14 protein-coding genes and 1 tRNA gene are annotated in these 14,202 nt (G+C 58.8%); 13 read left to right on the top strand and 2 right to left on the bottom strand.

Annotated features, from left to right (window positions below):
• Positions 1–27: 27 nt before the first annotated feature.
• A complete protein-coding gene (locus ACMX25_RS18030; protein WP_414951404.1) occupies positions 28–1,701 on the bottom strand; it encodes an electron transfer flavoprotein-ubiquinone oxidoreductase in 1,674 nt (557 codons plus the stop codon).
• Between the two features lie 246 nt (positions 1,702–1,947).
• Between ACMX25_RS18030 and ACMX25_RS18025 the strand changes: the two genes are divergently transcribed.
• Positions 1,948–2,721: an SDR family oxidoreductase gene (locus ACMX25_RS18025; protein WP_414951403.1), complete on the top strand. Its 774-nt coding sequence runs from the start codon at positions 1,948–1,950 to the stop codon at positions 2,719–2,721.
• 59 nt (positions 2,722–2,780) lie between these two features.
• Positions 2,781–3,173, top strand: coding sequence for an acyl-CoA thioesterase (locus ACMX25_RS18020; RefSeq protein ID WP_414951492.1), 393 nt, complete (start codon positions 2,781–2,783; stop codon positions 3,171–3,173).
• On the opposite strand, the gene ACMX25_RS18015 is transcribed toward ACMX25_RS18020, so the two are convergent.
• Positions 3,170–3,715: a LuxR C-terminal-related transcriptional regulator gene (locus tag ACMX25_RS18015; protein WP_414951402.1), complete on the bottom strand. Its 546-nt coding sequence runs from the start codon at positions 3,713–3,715 to the stop codon at positions 3,170–3,172. The genes ACMX25_RS18020 and ACMX25_RS18015 overlap by 4 nt on opposite strands.
• A gap of 195 nt (positions 3,716–3,910) precedes the next feature.
• Here ACMX25_RS18015 and ACMX25_RS18010 point away from each other — a divergent pair, with 195 nt between their 5' ends.
• From ACMX25_RS18010 to pheS, 11 genes are all read left to right on the top strand, one after another.
• Entirely contained in the window at positions 3,911–4,615 is a 705-nt protein-coding gene (locus ACMX25_RS18010) for a CoA transferase subunit A (protein WP_031359011.1), read from the top strand.
• A 2-nt stretch (positions 4,616–4,617) separates the two neighbouring features.
• Positions 4,618–5,259, top strand: coding sequence for a CoA transferase subunit B (locus ACMX25_RS18005; protein ID WP_414951401.1), 642 nt, complete (start codon positions 4,618–4,620; stop codon positions 5,257–5,259).
• Between the two features lie 272 nt (positions 5,260–5,531).
• Positions 5,532–6,449, top strand: coding sequence for an alpha/beta fold hydrolase (locus ACMX25_RS18000; protein WP_414951399.1), 918 nt, complete (start codon positions 5,532–5,534; stop codon positions 6,447–6,449).
• Between the two features lie 46 nt (positions 6,450–6,495).
• Positions 6,496–6,849: a RidA family protein gene (locus ACMX25_RS17995; protein WP_414951398.1), complete on the top strand. Its 354-nt coding sequence runs from the start codon at positions 6,496–6,498 to the stop codon at positions 6,847–6,849.
• A gap of 33 nt (positions 6,850–6,882) precedes the next feature.
• On the top strand, positions 6,883–9,117 hold the full coding sequence (locus tag ACMX25_RS17990) for a RelA/SpoT family protein (RefSeq protein ID WP_414951397.1): 2,235 nt from the start codon (positions 6,883–6,885) through the stop codon (positions 9,115–9,117).
• Between the two features lie 173 nt (positions 9,118–9,290).
• Positions 9,291–9,367, top strand: a tRNA-Val gene (locus ACMX25_RS17985).
• Positions 9,368–9,646: 279 nt separating this feature from the next.
• Entirely contained in the window at positions 9,647–11,554 is a 1,908-nt protein-coding gene (gene thrS / locus ACMX25_RS17980; RefSeq protein WP_414951396.1) for a threonine--tRNA ligase, read from the top strand.
• Positions 11,555–11,604: 50 nt separating this feature from the next.
• Entirely contained in the window at positions 11,605–12,129 is a 525-nt protein-coding gene (gene infC, locus ACMX25_RS17975; RefSeq protein ID WP_075643994.1) for a translation initiation factor IF-3, read from the top strand.
• A gap of 224 nt (positions 12,130–12,353) precedes the next feature.
• A complete protein-coding gene (gene rpmI / locus ACMX25_RS17970; protein ID WP_165091903.1) occupies positions 12,354–12,551 on the top strand; it encodes a 50S ribosomal protein L35 in 198 nt (65 codons plus the stop codon).
• A 29-nt stretch (positions 12,552–12,580) separates the two neighbouring features.
• Positions 12,581–12,940, top strand: coding sequence for a 50S ribosomal protein L20 (gene rplT / locus ACMX25_RS17965; RefSeq protein WP_007585475.1), 360 nt, complete (start codon positions 12,581–12,583; stop codon positions 12,938–12,940).
• Positions 12,941–13,149: 209 nt separating this feature from the next.
• Positions 13,150–14,163: a phenylalanine--tRNA ligase subunit alpha gene (gene pheS, locus ACMX25_RS17960; RefSeq protein WP_414951490.1), complete on the top strand. Its 1,014-nt coding sequence runs from the start codon at positions 13,150–13,152 to the stop codon at positions 14,161–14,163.
• Positions 14,164–14,202: the final 39 nt, after the last annotated feature.

Below are 14,202 nucleotides of genomic sequence, written 5' to 3'. Positions count from 1 at the left end.
GCTATTTTTCAAGAAAAACCCGAACGATCACATGTTCGGATAATTCGGCCCGCCGCCGCCCTCTGGCGGTACCCACACGATATTCTGCGTCGGGTCTTTAATATCGCACGTCTTGCAGTGCACGCAGTTCTGCGCGTTGATCTGCAGGCGCTCGCTGCCGTCGTCGTTCTTCACGAACTCATACACTTGCGCCGGGCAATATCGGCCTTCCGGTCCCGCATACGTTCTGAAGTTCACATCCACCGGCACCGATGCATCCTTCAGCGTCAAATGCGGAGGCTGGTTTTCCTCGTGATTCGTATTCGATATAAACACCGACGCCAGCCGGTCAAACGTCAGCTTCCCATCCGGCTTCGGATACACGATCGGCTTGCATTGCGACGCAGGTTTGAGTGTTTCGTTATCGGCGTGTTGATGATGAAGCGTCCACGGCACATTGCCGCCCATGACTTTCTGCTCGAGCCCGACCATGAACGTGCCGAGATACAGGCCCTTGCTCATCCACTGCTTGAAATTGCGTGCGCGATATAGCTCCGTCTTGAGCCACGAGCTATTAAACGCTTCAGGATAGGCGCTCAATTCGTCTGCTTGACGACCGGCTTGCACGGCGTCGAACGCGGCTTCGGCGGCCATTTTGCCGGACTTGATCGCGGCATGACTGCCCTTGATCCGCGATGCATTCAGGAACCCGGCATCATCGCCGGCCAGCGCTCCGCCCGGGAACACCAATTTCGGCAGCGACATCAACCCGCCGGCCGTAATCGCGCGCGCTCCATACGAAACACGCTTGCCGCCTTCAAGGAACGTGCGTATCGCCGGATGCGTCTTGTAGCGCTGGAATTCCTCGAACGGCGAGAGGTACGGATTCGAGTACCCCAGACCGACGACAAAGCCGACCATCACCTGGTTATCGTCCATGTGATAGAGGAACGAGCCGCCGTAGGTATCTGTTTCAAGCGGCCAGCCGGCGGTGTGGATCACCAGGCCCGGCTTATGTTTCGACGGATCGATCTGCCAGAGCTCTTTAATGCCAAGGCCGTAGACCTGCGGATCGGCATCGCGGCCGAGCTTGAATTTATCCATGAGCTGGCGGCCCAGGTTGCCGCGCGCGCCTTCGCAGAACAGGGTGTATTTCGCGTGCAATTCCATGCCGAGCTGGAAGTTGCCGGTCGCCTCGCCGTTCTTGCCCACGCCCATGTTGCCCGTCGCCACGCCGCGCACGGCGCCGTCTTCCGTATAGAGCACTTCGGCTGCAGGAAAGCCCGGGAAGATCTCGACGCCCAGCGCTTCCGCCTGTTGCCCCAGCCAGCGCGTCACGTTCGCCAAGCTCACGACATAGTTGCCGTGGTTCTTGAAGTTGTCGGGAAGCAGCCAGTTCGGCACCTGTTTTGCACTGTCCTTCGACAAGAACAGGAAGCGATCCTCGGCGACTTCTACATTGAGCGGTGCGCCTTGAGCCTTCCAGTCGGGCAGCAATTCGCTCAACGCGCGCGGGTCCATGACGGCGCCCGACAGAATGTGCGCACCGATCTCCGAGCCTTTCTCCAGCACGCAGACACCCAGCTCCACGCCTTTTTCCTGCGCCAGCTGCTTCAGCCGAATAGCCGCCGATAACCCCGCAGGACCGCCGCCCACAATCACGACGTCGTACTCCATGGATTCACGGGGACCGTACTGCTCGATGAGACTCTCCGGGGTCATCCAATGCTCCTGTCTAACGTTAGAATGCTTTTTTGGGGATCGCGTATTGTCAGGGAACCCTTCGCGGGGTGCAACCGGCGATCCTGAAATTAGCACGACCGTATTATTTTAGGATAGCATATCGGCTGTTTGGATTCGACGCTGTTCGATGCTTATTTAGGGCGAATCGTGGAGCGAACCTTAGGGCGGACAACGTAAAGCCAGTTCGATCCGGGCACCTCAATCGCTTTCAACCAAGGAAAAACAATGGGCCGTTCGATTAACCTGGAAGGCAAATGCGCGCTGATCACCGGCGCCTCCAGCGGACTTGGCAAGCGCTTCGCGCAAGTGCTGTCGCAGGCGGGCGCAAGGGTCGTGCTGGCAAGCCGACGCACCGAGCGCCTGAAGGAATTGCGCGCCGAGATCGAGGCGTCCGGCGGCGCGGCGCACGTCGTGTCGCTCGACGTCACGGACTACCAGAGCATCAAGTCGGCCGTCGCCCACGCGGAGACGGAGGCCGGCACGATCGACATCCTCGTGAACAATTCGGGCGTCTCGACGCAGCAAAAATTGACGGATGTGACGCCGTCCGACTTCGATTTCGTATTCGATACCAATACGCGCGGCGCGTTTTTTGTCGCGCAGGAAGTCGCCAAACGGATGATCATGCGCGGCAACGGCACGACCAAACCGGGCTACCGGATCATCAATATCGCGTCCATGGCGGGGCTCAAAACCTTGCCGCAGATCGGCATCTACTCCATGAGCAAGGCCGCAGTCATTCATATGACGAAGGCGATGGCGCAGGAATGGGGGCGTCACGGCATCAATGTGAACGCGATCTGCCCGGGTTATATCGATACCGAGCTTAATCACCATCACTGGAAAAGCGAGGCTGGCCAGAAACTGCTGTCCATGCTGCCGCGTCGCCGGGTGGGTACGCCTGAAGACCTTGATGGCTTGTTGCTGCTGCTGGCCGCCGACGAATCACAGTTCATCAACGGCTCGGTAATCGCCGCCGACGACGGGTTTGGCCTATGAGCCAGGTTCTCGATCAGACGAGCGCGACAGCCGGTTTTCATCGTGTCATCGATCTGCCCATGCCGCTGCGCTGGGGCGACATGGACGCCTTCGGCCACGTGAACAACACGGTCTACTTCCGGTTCATGGAAGAAACGCGGATCTCGTGGTTCCGGCAACTGGCCTTGGCCGGCGCCAACGTTGAAGGGCAGGGGCCGGTGATCGTGAATGCATCGATGGAATTCCTGCGGCAGCTCCACTATCCCGGCGACGTGATCGGCAGCATGTTCGTGGGGCCGCCGGGCCGCAGCAGTTTCGACACGCGTTTCGAGCTCTATCGCGCCGACGATCCCGCTACGCTCTATGCCCGGGGCACGGCGAAATGCGTGTGGATCGACTACGCGGCGGCGAAATCGGTGCAGATTCCTGATCTGCTGCGCCATGCCATCGAGACAGCGGGAACGCCCGTCTAGTCGCCTAACAGCCGTTGCAGCAACTCGGTCGCGTTGCCCGTGTCATATTTACGCATGAGCCGCGACCGGTAGATATCCACGGTCCGCGAACTGATATCAAGCGCGCGGCCGATCTGCTTGCTGGTCTTGCCGGTAACGAGTTGCGCGGCAATTTCGCGCTCGCGGGGCGTCAGTTCGATTGCTACCCGCCGCGTCGCGCTCAGGTCCTCGAAGGTCCATACGCCGGCCGCGTGCGGCGCGCTCAGGTCGAGCGAGCGCCCTGTCACGTGGCACCAGAACAATTCCCCGTTTGCGCGTTTCATGATGCGGTCATCGGCGTAGCTGCCCTGGCGATGCATCAACGCGGCGATGCGCTCGCCGATCCGCTCGAACTCCACGGGCGACGGATACAGCACCTGGAACGACTGGCCCAGCAAAGCTTCCGGCGCGACACCGAAAATTGCGCAGAGCTGCGCATTGCAGTCTTCGATGATCCGTTCTCGTGACAACACCAGTCCGACTGGCGCAAGATGAAACGCTGTTTGGTAATCCAGTTGACGCATTTGGCTCGCACGTGTCGGGTTTAACTATTTCAATCTGTTCAATACGGCTACTACTTATGTATTTTTGCGTATTGTGCCGGATCGATCCGGCGTCGTACTCTTTCGCCACGTGAGAAAGTCGTCTCGCGCCAAGCAAATCAGTCGCGTAGACGGCTAAACAAACAAATTTCATCCAGATCAGGAAGGGACAAACAGATGAACAAGGTCTATCCCAGCGCGAAAGAGGCGCTCGATGGCATCGTGAAGGACGGGCAGACGTTTGCCGTGGGCGGTTTTGGTCTGTGCGGCATTCCCGAAGCGCTGATCGCGGCATTGCGCGACACGGGCGTTCAGGGCATCACCTGCATCAGCAACAACGCGGGCGTTGACGGCTTCGGACTCGGGCTGCTGCTCGAAACCCGTCAGGTCAAGAAGATGATTTCGTCGTATGTCGGCGAGAACAAGGAATTCGAGCGCCAGTATCTGGCCGGCGAACTCGAACTCGAATTCACGCCGCAAGGCACGCTGGCCGAAAAGTTGCGCGCGGGCGGCTCGGGTATTCCGGCGTTTTTTACCAACACGGGCTATGGCACGGTGATCGCGGACGGCAAGGAAACGCGTCAATTTGGCGAGAATCACTACGTGCTCGAACATTCACTCACCGCTGATGTCGCGCTGGTGAAAGCGTGGAAAGCCGATAAATCGGGCAATTTGATTTATCGCCGCACAGCCCGCAACTTCAACCCGATGTGCGCCATGGCAGGCAAGATCACGGTGGTCGAAGTGGAGGAAATCGTGGAAACGGGCGCGCTCGATCCCGACGCTATTCACACGCCGGGCATTTTCGTGCAGCGCATCGTGCTAAACGCACATCCGGAAAAACGCATTGAACAACGCGTCGTGCGCGCAAAAGGAGACTGATCATGGCATGGGACCGGAACCAGATGGCCGCGCGGGCGGGCAAGGAATTGCAGGACGGTTTTTACGTGAATCTGGGCATTGGTTTGCCCACGCTGGTGGCTAACTTTGTGCCGGAAGGCATGGAAGTGTGGTTGCAATCAGAAAACGGCCTGCTCGGCATCGGGCCGTCGCCGACGGAAGAAGAAGTCGATGCCGACCTGATCAATGCCGGCAAGCAAACGGTGACCACGCTGCCGGGATCGTCGATTTTTTCATCGGCGGATTCGTTCGCGATGATTCGTGGTGGCCACGTGAACCTGGCCATCCTGGGCGCCATGCAGATCAGCAAGACGGGTGACCTGGCCAACTGGATGATCCCTGGCAAGATGATCAAGGGCATGGGCGGCGCGATGGATCTGGTCGCGGGCGTGAAGCGCGTGATCGTGTTGATGGAGCATGTGGCGAAGGGCGATCAGCACAAGATTCTCGAAGCCTGTACGTTGCCGCTGACGGGTGTTGGCGTGGTCGACCGGATCATTACGGATCTTGGCGTGATCGATGTCACCGATGCCGGACTGAAACTTGTCGAACTCGCGCCGGGCGTCAGCGTGGAAGAGATCCAGCAGAAAACGGGCGCTCGGTTAGATGTGAGCGGCGTCAAGTAAGGTTTTTCGCAACGGTTGTTTTATCAGCCGAATTGAACCGTTCCGATGTGAGTCGGAACGGTTTTTTATTTTTGGCTTGCTGCGTTTGCTACAGGCCGATCGGGCCGTAACCGGGCTTGCGGTTCGCGTTTTGAGGCCGCACATGGCGCCTTTGTTCAGACCGTTCGGCTAACGCTGCGGCATCGCGCCGAAGCGCATTCGGCAAAGCGTTTACAATCGATTTCAGTTGAGTTATCCGACTGCCGCAGCGCCATCGCACCGAGGAAAATCTTATGTCCGCGTCTATCGTCGAAGCTGCGCCTTCGTTTGTTCCCACGCCACGCCAGCGCCACGTGCAGTGCATCAGCCCGTCGGGCCTGCATCGCATGGCTTATACCGAATGGGGTGATCCGGCGAACCCGCGCGTGCTTGTCTGCGTGCACGGGCTGACGCGCTCAGGCCGGGATTTCGACGAAGTCGCGAAGGCGTTCGCCAGCGAGTATCGGGTGGTGTGTCCGGATGTGGTCGGAAGGGGTCTATCGGACTGGCTGGTTGATCCCAAGCATTACGGCGTGCCCCAGTACGTGTGCGACATGGTCGCGCTCGTTGCACGGCTGAATGTTGAAACGGTGGATTGGTTTGGAACGTCCATGGGCGGACTGATCGGCCTTGGGCTCGCCGGATTGCCGAATTCACCCATCCGGAAAATGCTGCTCAATGACGTCGGGCCGCATATTGAACCGGTGGCGCTGGAACGTATCGGCACGTATCTCGGCCGCGGCGAAACCTTTGCCACGCTGCAGGAAGGCATCGACAACGCGGCGCAACTCGCCGCGTCGTTCGGGCCGCTGACCGCCGACGAATGGCGGGCGATCAACATGCCGTTGATGCAGGAGCGCGAAGGGCGCTGGGGGTATCGATACGACCCGAAGATCGCGGTCCCGTTCGCTGCGGCAGACGCGAACGCGGCCTCGCTCGGCGAGGCGATCCTGTGGCGTTCGCTGGCGTCCATTCAGCATCCGGTGCTGGTCGTGCGGGGTGAGCATTCGGACTTGCTGTCACGCGAGACCGTCGAAAAAATGGTCGCGAGCGGGCACGCCGTGACGGCCAGGGAGATCGCGGGCGTGGGTCACGCGCCGGCGTTCCTGGCGCCCGATCAGATTGAGATTGCGTACCGGTTCTTCCTCGATACTGAAACGTCCGAGGCATAATATTGAGCTTCGTCCGGATTTTTTGACCATTCACTCAGGAACACTCATGGCAGTCATTCGTCACCATGTTGGCGCGCGTCTTTCGGAAATCGCGATCCACAACGGCACCATTTATCTCGCGGGCCAGATCGCTGAAGACACCGACCAGGACATCACGGGCCAGACCCGCGAAGTTCTTGGCCATATCGACCGTTTGCTGGAAGAAGCCGGCAGCGACAAGACGCAGCTTTTGTCAGTGCAGATTTATCTCGCCGACCTGGTCCATTTCGCCGCCATGAACGCGGCGTGGGACATGTGGGTACCGGAAGGCAATGCGCCGCCGCGCGCTACCGTGGAAGCGAAGCTTGCGAATCCGGCTTGCCTCGTGGAAGTGGTGGTCGTTGCTGCCGTGCTTGGCTAAGCCCGAAACATTGCGAGCAATAGATTAACCCGTATGCCTGATCCCGCCGTTCCCCCTGCGTTGAACCCGGCGCCGTCCATCGACGACGCGCTCGCGTACGTCCGCGAACATGCGAAAGACGCGCGGTTGACGAACGGGGAATTGCTGGTCGAGCACGCTGCCGGCACGGCGCGCATCATGCAGACCTTGAATGTCGATCCGGCGGCCATCGTGGCGGCGGCGCTGTTTGCCATTGCGCCGCACATCGACAATCCGGAGCTTGTCATCAGCGAGCGGTTCGGCGCGGAAGTGCAAGGCCTCGTCGCCGATGTCCGCAAGTTGTGGCGGCTGGGTTCGCTCAGTTCACGGGCTACCCAGGCAACGTTGCCGGAGACGGGACGCGACGCGCAGGCGGCGCGCCGTGCGCAGGTCGAAGCACTGCGCAAGATGCTGCTCGCGTTCGCGCAAGATATCCGCGTGGTGTTGATCCGGCTGGCTTCACGGCTGCAGTCATTGCGCTACTACGCCGCGAACAAGCTTGAGCCTTCGCCCGATGTGCCGCGTGAAACACTTGAGATCTATGCGCCGCTTGCGAACCGGCTGGGCATCTGGCAATTGAAGTGGGAACTGGAGGACCTCGCGTTTCGCTTCGAGGAACCGCCCACCTACAAGCGTATCGCCAAGTTGCTTGACGAGAAACGTGTCGAGCGCGAAGCCTATGTGACTGACGCTATCGCACGCTTGCAGAAGGAGCTGGCCACCGCGAACATCCGGGCGGAAGTGAGCGGCCGGCCGAAGCACATCTACAGCATCTGGAAAAAGATGCGCGGCAAGGAACTGGATTTTTCCGAGCTGAATGACGTGCGCGCGTTTCGTGTGATCGTCGACGACATCAAGGATTGCTACACGGTGCTTGGTATCGTCCATAACTTGTGGCAACCGGTGCCACGGGAGTTCGACGATTACATTTCGCGGCCAAAAGCGAATGGGTACCGGTCGCTGCATACCGTCGTGGTAGGCGATGACGGGCGAGCATTTGAAGTCCAGATCCGCACGCAGGAAATGCACGGTTTCGCCGAATACGGCGTGGCGGCCCACTGGCGCTACAAGGAAGCCGGCACGCGCGCTTATGGCGGCCAGGTAACGGCCAGTGACAAATACGACGAAAAGATCGCGTGGTTGCGTCAGTTGCTGGCGTGGAAAGAGGACGTATCCGAGGGCGATCAGCCGGGTGCGCAGCCGTGGCAACATTTGCGCGAGGCCACGCTCGACGACGACCATATCTACGTGCTCACGCCGCAAGCACGCGTGATCGCCATGCCGCAAGGCTCGACCGCTGTTGACTTCGCGTATCACCTGCATAGCGAGCTTGGGCATCGTTGCCGTGGCGCTCGTGTCGACGGGGCCATGGTGCCGCTCAACACGCCGTTGCAAAATGGCCAGACGGTTGAGATCGTCGCAGTGAAGGAGGGCGGCCCGTCGCGCGACTGGCTCAATCCGTTGCTCGGCTATTTGCACAGCCCGCGTGCCAGGCAAAAGGTGCGCGCGTGGTTCAACGCGGTCGATTCCGAAGAAAACATCGCGAACGGGCGCGCGCTGGTTGAAAAGACGCTGCAGCGTGAGGGAAAGACTTCGGTCAACCTCGACCAGCTGGCGTCGAAGCTCGGCTTCAAGACACCAGAAGATCTGTACGCGGTTGTCGCCAAGGAAGAGTTCAGCCTGCGCAACATCGAGCAGGCGCTGCACGACACGCCGCCGCCGGAACCGGAGCCCGAAGCGCCCGCGCAATTCGAGAAGCGCAGCAGCGGGCAAAGCGTGGCGCAAGGTGCGTCTACCGGCGTGCTGGTCGTCGGCGTAGACGCGTTGTTGACGCAACTGGCAAGGTGTTGCCGTCCGGCTCCGCCGGATCGCATCGCGGGCTTCGTCACGCGCGGCAAGGGCATGTCGATCCATCGCAGTGACTGCCCGACATTCCAGCGCATGGCCGAGCGTTCGCCTGAGCGCGTGCTTGAAACAGCGTGGTCGGCCGACGTAATGAACGGGCGCGGATCGTCGGTATATCCGGTCGATCTCGCCGTGGAATCGAACGACCGGCAAGGCCTGCTGCGCGATATTTCGGAAGTCTTCGCACGCGAGAAGATGAACGTGACCGGCGTGAAGACGCAAAGCCGGCGCAACGTAGCGTACATGCAATTTACGGTAGAGGTGTCGAGCGCCGCGCAAATTCAGCGCGCGTGCTCGTTGCTGAGTGAAGTACAGGGTGTGGTGAGCGCGTCGCGACGGGCCTGAGTTGCGGGCTCGCGAGAAAAACACTTGCTGCCGCACACGCTTGATACGCCCATAACGCGTTGAATTTGAAGCGCATTGTTGATGCTTCTTAAACGTATCGACGAATATCTGCAGTGTCATCGCAGGAAAGCACTTGCCAAGATTCAAAACGCTCCATATAATTTCGCTTCTTCAGGCTCGTAGCTCAGCTGGTTAGAGCACCACCTTGACATGGTGGGGGTCGTTGGTTCGAGTCCAATCGAGCCTACCAACGAAAGTGAAAATCCGGTTCACGCTGGATTTTCAGAACTGCAGCAAGCGTCTTGGCGCGAAAGGCAAATGAACAAGATGGCACCGCGAACGTTGACCGAAACAACTTCGGAGCGACGCTAGTCGAGGACCACTTTCGCCTTTGCAGTTGTAGGAAAAGTGAATGCGGCCCCTCAAAATGTGGGGCCGCATTTTTTTTGCCTTCGCGCGGTTGACCTGGCGTTTGCAAGGCATTGTTGAATGAACTTGGGCGCCGGCCGCCGGCGTCTTGGAGAACGAAATGGTTTCGATACGTTTGCCTGACGGGTCGGTTCGACAGTACGACCACCCTGTGACGGTTGCGGAAGTCGCCGCGTCGATTGGCGCGGGACTCGCGAAGGCTGCGCTGGGCGGCAAGCTCGACGGCGAGCTCGTCGATACATCCACGCTGATCGATCACGACGCGTCGCTCGCTATCGTCACGGAAAAAGACGCTGACGGTCTCGACATCATTCGCCACTCCACGGCGCATTTGCTGGCTTACGCCGTCAAGGATCTGTATCCGGACGCGCAAGTGACCATTGGCCCGGTGATCGAGAACGGCTTCTACTACGACTTCGCGTACAGCCGTCCCTTCACGCCGGAAGATCTCGAGAAGATCGAAAAGCGCATGGCCGAAATCGCGAAGAAGGACGAGCCGGTGTCGCGCCGCGTGGTCACGCGTGGCGAAGCGGTCGACTACTTCAAGAGCATTGGCGAGAAGTACAAGGCGGAGATCATTGAATCGATCCCGTCCACCGACGACATCAAGCTGTACTCACACGGCGGTTTCACCGATCTTTGCCGCGGCCCGCACGTGCCGTCCACGGGCAAGCTGAAGGTCTTCAAGCTGATGAAGGTCGCGGGCGCCTACTGGCGCGGCGATTCGAAGAACGAACAATTGCAGCGCATTTATGGCACGGCCTGGACGAAGAAGGAAGACCAGGAAGCGTATCTGCACATGCTCGAGGAAGCCGAGAAGCGCGATCACCGCAAGCTCGCGAAGCAACTCGACCTGTTCCATCTGCAGGAAGAAGCGCCGGGCATGGTGTTCTGGCATCCGAAGGGCTGGGCGATCTGGCAACAAGTCGAGCAATACATTCGCCGTCGCCTGAGCGAAGTCGGTTACCTCGAAATCAAGACGCCGATGATCATGGACCGCTCGTTGTGGGAAGCGTCGGGCCACTGGCAGAACTATCGTGAAAACATGTTCACGACGGAGTCGGAGAAGCGCGATTACGCCATCAAGCCGATGAACTGTCCTGGCCACGTGCAGGTGTTCAATCATGGCTTGCGTTCATACCGCGACCTGCCGCTGCGTTACGCGGAATTCGGCTCGTGCCATCGCAATGAAGCGTCGGGCGCGTTGCATGGCCTGATGCGCGTGCGTGGTTTCGTTCAGGACGACGCCCACATTTTCTGTACGGAAGACCAGTTCATCGAAGAGTCCATCGCGTTCAATACGCTCGCGATGAGCATCTACAAGGATTTCGGCTTCGATCAGATCGACATCAAGCTGTCGCTGCGTCCCGACGCGCGTGCCGGTACCGACGAAACCTGGGATCGCTCCGAACAGGGCCTGCGCGAAGCGCTGACGGCGTGCGGTCTCACATGGGAAGAACTGCCGGGCGAGGGTGCGTTCTACGGTCCGAAGGTCGAGTACCACATCAAGGACGCGCTCGGCCGATCGTGGCAATGCGGAACGCTGCAGCTCGACATGGTGCTGCCGGAACGCCTCGGCGCGGAGTACGTGTCGGAAGACAACAGCCGCAAGCGCCCGGTGATGTTGCACCGTGCAATCGTCGGATCCATGGAACGTTTCCTCGGCATTCTGATCGAGCACTACGCTGGTGCAATGCCTTCCTGGCTCGCGCCGGTGCAGGCTGTGGTGCTGAATATCGCTGAAACTCAGGCGGAATATGCACTGCAAGTGACCCAATCGTTGCAAAAACAAGGGCTTAGAGTAGAGAGCGATTTGCGCAACGAGAAGATTAGCTATAAAATACGAGAGCACACGCTGCAGAAGGTCCCGTATTTGCTGGTCGTCGGGGACAAGGAGCGTGAGGCACAAACCGTAGCCGTGCGTGCTCGTGGCGGTATCGATGCTGGCGTGATGCCGGTCGATGCATTCCTTGAGCGTCTGCAGCAGGACGTGCAGGCGTACAAGTAAGCCCACCCGCAGCGCGGCTAGTTTTTTTAGATTTTTAGAGGAAACGTAACATCGCTACTGATAAGTCTGCACATCGCATCAACGGGGAAATTACTGCACCGGAAGTGCGCTTGGTCGGAGTGGACAACGAGCCACTCGGAATCGTGAAACTGGCCGATGCTTTCCGCATGTCGGAACAGCAGGACGTGGATCTCGTCGAAATCGCGCCGCAGGCCGTTCCGCCTGTTTGCCGATTGATGGATTACGGTAAGTTCAAGTACTCGGAAGCTAAGAAGCAGCACGAGGCCAAGCTCAAGCAGAAGATCGTTCAGGTCAAGGAAGTCAAGTTCCGGCCGGGCACCGACGACGGTGACTACAACGTGAAATTGCGCAATCTCACGCGCTTCCTCGAAGATGGCGACAAGACGAAAATCACGTTGCGTTTTCGCGGTCGGGAAATGGCTCACCAGGAAATCGGCATGCGCGTGCTCGAGCGGTTGAAGACCGACCTCGAAGAGCATGGTCAAGTCGAGCAAATGCCGAAGATGGAAGGGCGCCAGATGATCATGGTCATGGCCCCGAAGAAAAAGAAGTAATTGAAGAATTAGGCGATGGATCGCGCGGCCGGAAAGCATCAAAGGTCAGCGCGGCATCGTTTGAGCAGGTTTCAGGGCATCACCGGATAATGGCGGTGCTCATGAAAAAGCGGTGGCTGTCAAAAGTCTGCCGCTCATAAGTGGCATGTGGGTTTCGAAGGGCGGGTCAGGATCGAATGGATCGACCGCACACCCATATCCATCTAATAAACTGGAGTAGTTTCATGCCGAAGATGAAAACCAAGAAGAGTGCTGCAAAGCGCTTCGTGGTGCGTCCGGGCGGTACCATCAAGCGTGGTCAAGCCTTCAAGCGTCACATTCTTACCAAGAAGACCACCAAGGTCAAACGCCATTTGCGCGGTTCCACGGCTGTTCATGCATCTGATATGAACTCCGTGCGCGCAATGTTGCCGTTCGCTTAACCCTTAACTGACACTCACAGGAGCGCATTATGCCTAGAGTCAAACGTGGGGTTACCGCACGGGCCCGTCACAAGAAGATTATCAAGCTGGCCAAGGGTTACCGCGGCCGTCGCAATAACGTCTATCGCATCGCCAAGCAAGCGGTCATGCGCGCCGGGCAATATGCCTATCGCGATCGCCGCAACAAGAAGCGTGTGTTCCGTGCATTGTGGATCACGCGTATCAACGCGGCGGTGCGTCAGCACGACATGACGTACAGCGTGTTCATCAACGGCCTGAAGAAGGCTTCGATCGAACTCGACCGCAAGGTGCTGGCCGACATGGCTGTGTTCGACAAGGCTGCTTTTGCTGCGATCGTCAAGCAGGTAAAAGCCGCCGTTGCAGCCTGATCGAGCTATTTAGCTGGATTGGTATTGCATTGTTCGTCGTAGCGCTGTCTCTAACCGGACAGCGCAGCGACAGAAAACGGGGCTCTTGTCGAGCCCCGTTTTTGTTGGTGAAGCCGGTGAAGCTGGGCTGAAACGCAACAAAGCACCGTTTGCGCAAACATCGGCCCGGGAACGATCAGAAGAACTTTGACGCGGAAATGATGGGATCAATGGATCTGGACCAGATTGTCGCCGACGCGCGAAATGCCTTCGAAAATGCCGCCGATGCGGCTACGCTCGAAAACGAAAAGGCCCGCTTTCTTGGTAAGTCCGGTGTGCTCACGGATCTGCTGAAAGGCTTGGGCAAACTCGATCCTGAAGCCCGCAAGACCGAGGGCGCACGCATCAATGCGACCAAGCAGCAGGTGGAAGCAGCGCTGAACGCGCGCCGTCAGGCGCTGGCGGACGTGTTGCTGAATCAGCGTCTTGCGTCGGAATCGATCGATGTCACGTTGCCTGGCCGCGGTCTCGGCGCCGGCAGCCTGCATCCGGTGATGCGCACGTGGGAACGCGTGGAACAAATTTTCAGCACGATTGGTTTCGATGTGGCCGATGGCCCCGAAATCGAAACGGACTGGTACAACTTCACTGCATTGAACAGCCCGGAAAACCATCCGGCGCGCTCGATGCAGGACACGTTTTATATCGATGGAAAGGATGCGGATGGCCGGCAACTGCTGCTGCGCACGCATACCAGTCCGATGCAGGTGCGCTACGCGCGCATGAATAAACCGCCGATCAAGGTGATCGTGCCGGGCCGGACGTATCGGGTGGATAGCGACGCCACGCATTCGCCGATGTTCAACCAGGTCGAAGGTTTGTGGATCGACGAGAACATCAGCTTTGCCGACCTGAAAGGCGTGTACTCGGACTTCCTGAAGAAATTCTTTGAGCGCGACGATATTCTCGTGCGTTTCCGGCCGTCGTATTTCCCGTTCACCGAGCCGTCCGCTGAAATCGACATGATGTTCGAGCACGGCAAGAACGCCGGTAAATGGCTCGAAATCTCGGGTTCGGGACAAGTTCATCCGAACGTGATCCGCAACATGGGACTCGACCCGGAGCGGTATATCGGCTTTGCGTTTGGCAGCGGCCTCGAACGCCTGACCATGCTGCGTTATGGCGTGCAGGACTTGCGCCTGTTCTTCGAAAACGATCTGCGTTTCCTCGAGCAATTTGCCTGAATGCAACTTGCTGCGGGCCGTTGTCCGGACATAGAGATT

The organism is Caballeronia eucalypticola, from assembly GCF_047608185.1.
Lineage (GTDB): Bacteria > Pseudomonadota > Gammaproteobacteria > Burkholderiales > Burkholderiaceae > Caballeronia.
This window is presented reverse-complemented; position numbering and strand designations above follow the sequence as displayed.

Excerpts from the sequence above, each read along its gene's own strand:
- ACMX25_RS18030 (WP_414951404.1), bottom strand. The coding sequence starts at position 1,701 with ATGACCCCGGAGAGTCTCATCGAGCAGTACGGTCCCCGTGAATCCATG.
- ACMX25_RS18025 (WP_414951403.1), top strand. The coding sequence starts at position 1,948 with ATGGGCCGTTCGATTAACCTGGAAGGCAAATGCGCGCTGATCACCGGC.
- ACMX25_RS18020 (WP_414951492.1), top strand. The coding sequence starts at position 2,781 with ATGCCGCTGCGCTGGGGCGACATGGACGCCTTCGGCCACGTGAACAAC.
- ACMX25_RS18015 (WP_414951402.1), bottom strand. The coding sequence starts at position 3,715 with ATGCGTCAACTGGATTACCAAACAGCGTTTCATCTTGCGCCAGTCGGA.
- ACMX25_RS18010 (WP_031359011.1), top strand. The coding sequence starts at position 3,911 with ATGAACAAGGTCTATCCCAGCGCGAAAGAGGCGCTCGATGGCATCGTG.
- ACMX25_RS18005 (WP_414951401.1), top strand. The coding sequence starts at position 4,618 with ATGGCATGGGACCGGAACCAGATGGCCGCGCGGGCGGGCAAGGAATTG.
- ACMX25_RS18000 (WP_414951399.1), top strand. The coding sequence starts at position 5,532 with ATGTCCGCGTCTATCGTCGAAGCTGCGCCTTCGTTTGTTCCCACGCCA.
- ACMX25_RS17995 (WP_414951398.1), top strand. The coding sequence starts at position 6,496 with ATGGCAGTCATTCGTCACCATGTTGGCGCGCGTCTTTCGGAAATCGCG.
- ACMX25_RS17990 (WP_414951397.1), top strand. The coding sequence starts at position 6,883 with ATGCCTGATCCCGCCGTTCCCCCTGCGTTGAACCCGGCGCCGTCCATC.
- thrS (WP_414951396.1), top strand. The coding sequence starts at position 9,647 with ATGGTTTCGATACGTTTGCCTGACGGGTCGGTTCGACAGTACGACCAC.
- rpmI (WP_165091903.1), top strand. The coding sequence starts at position 12,354 with ATGCCGAAGATGAAAACCAAGAAGAGTGCTGCAAAGCGCTTCGTGGTG.
- rplT (WP_007585475.1), top strand. The coding sequence starts at position 12,581 with ATGCCTAGAGTCAAACGTGGGGTTACCGCACGGGCCCGTCACAAGAAG.
- pheS (WP_414951490.1), top strand. The coding sequence starts at position 13,150 with ATGGATCTGGACCAGATTGTCGCCGACGCGCGAAATGCCTTCGAAAAT.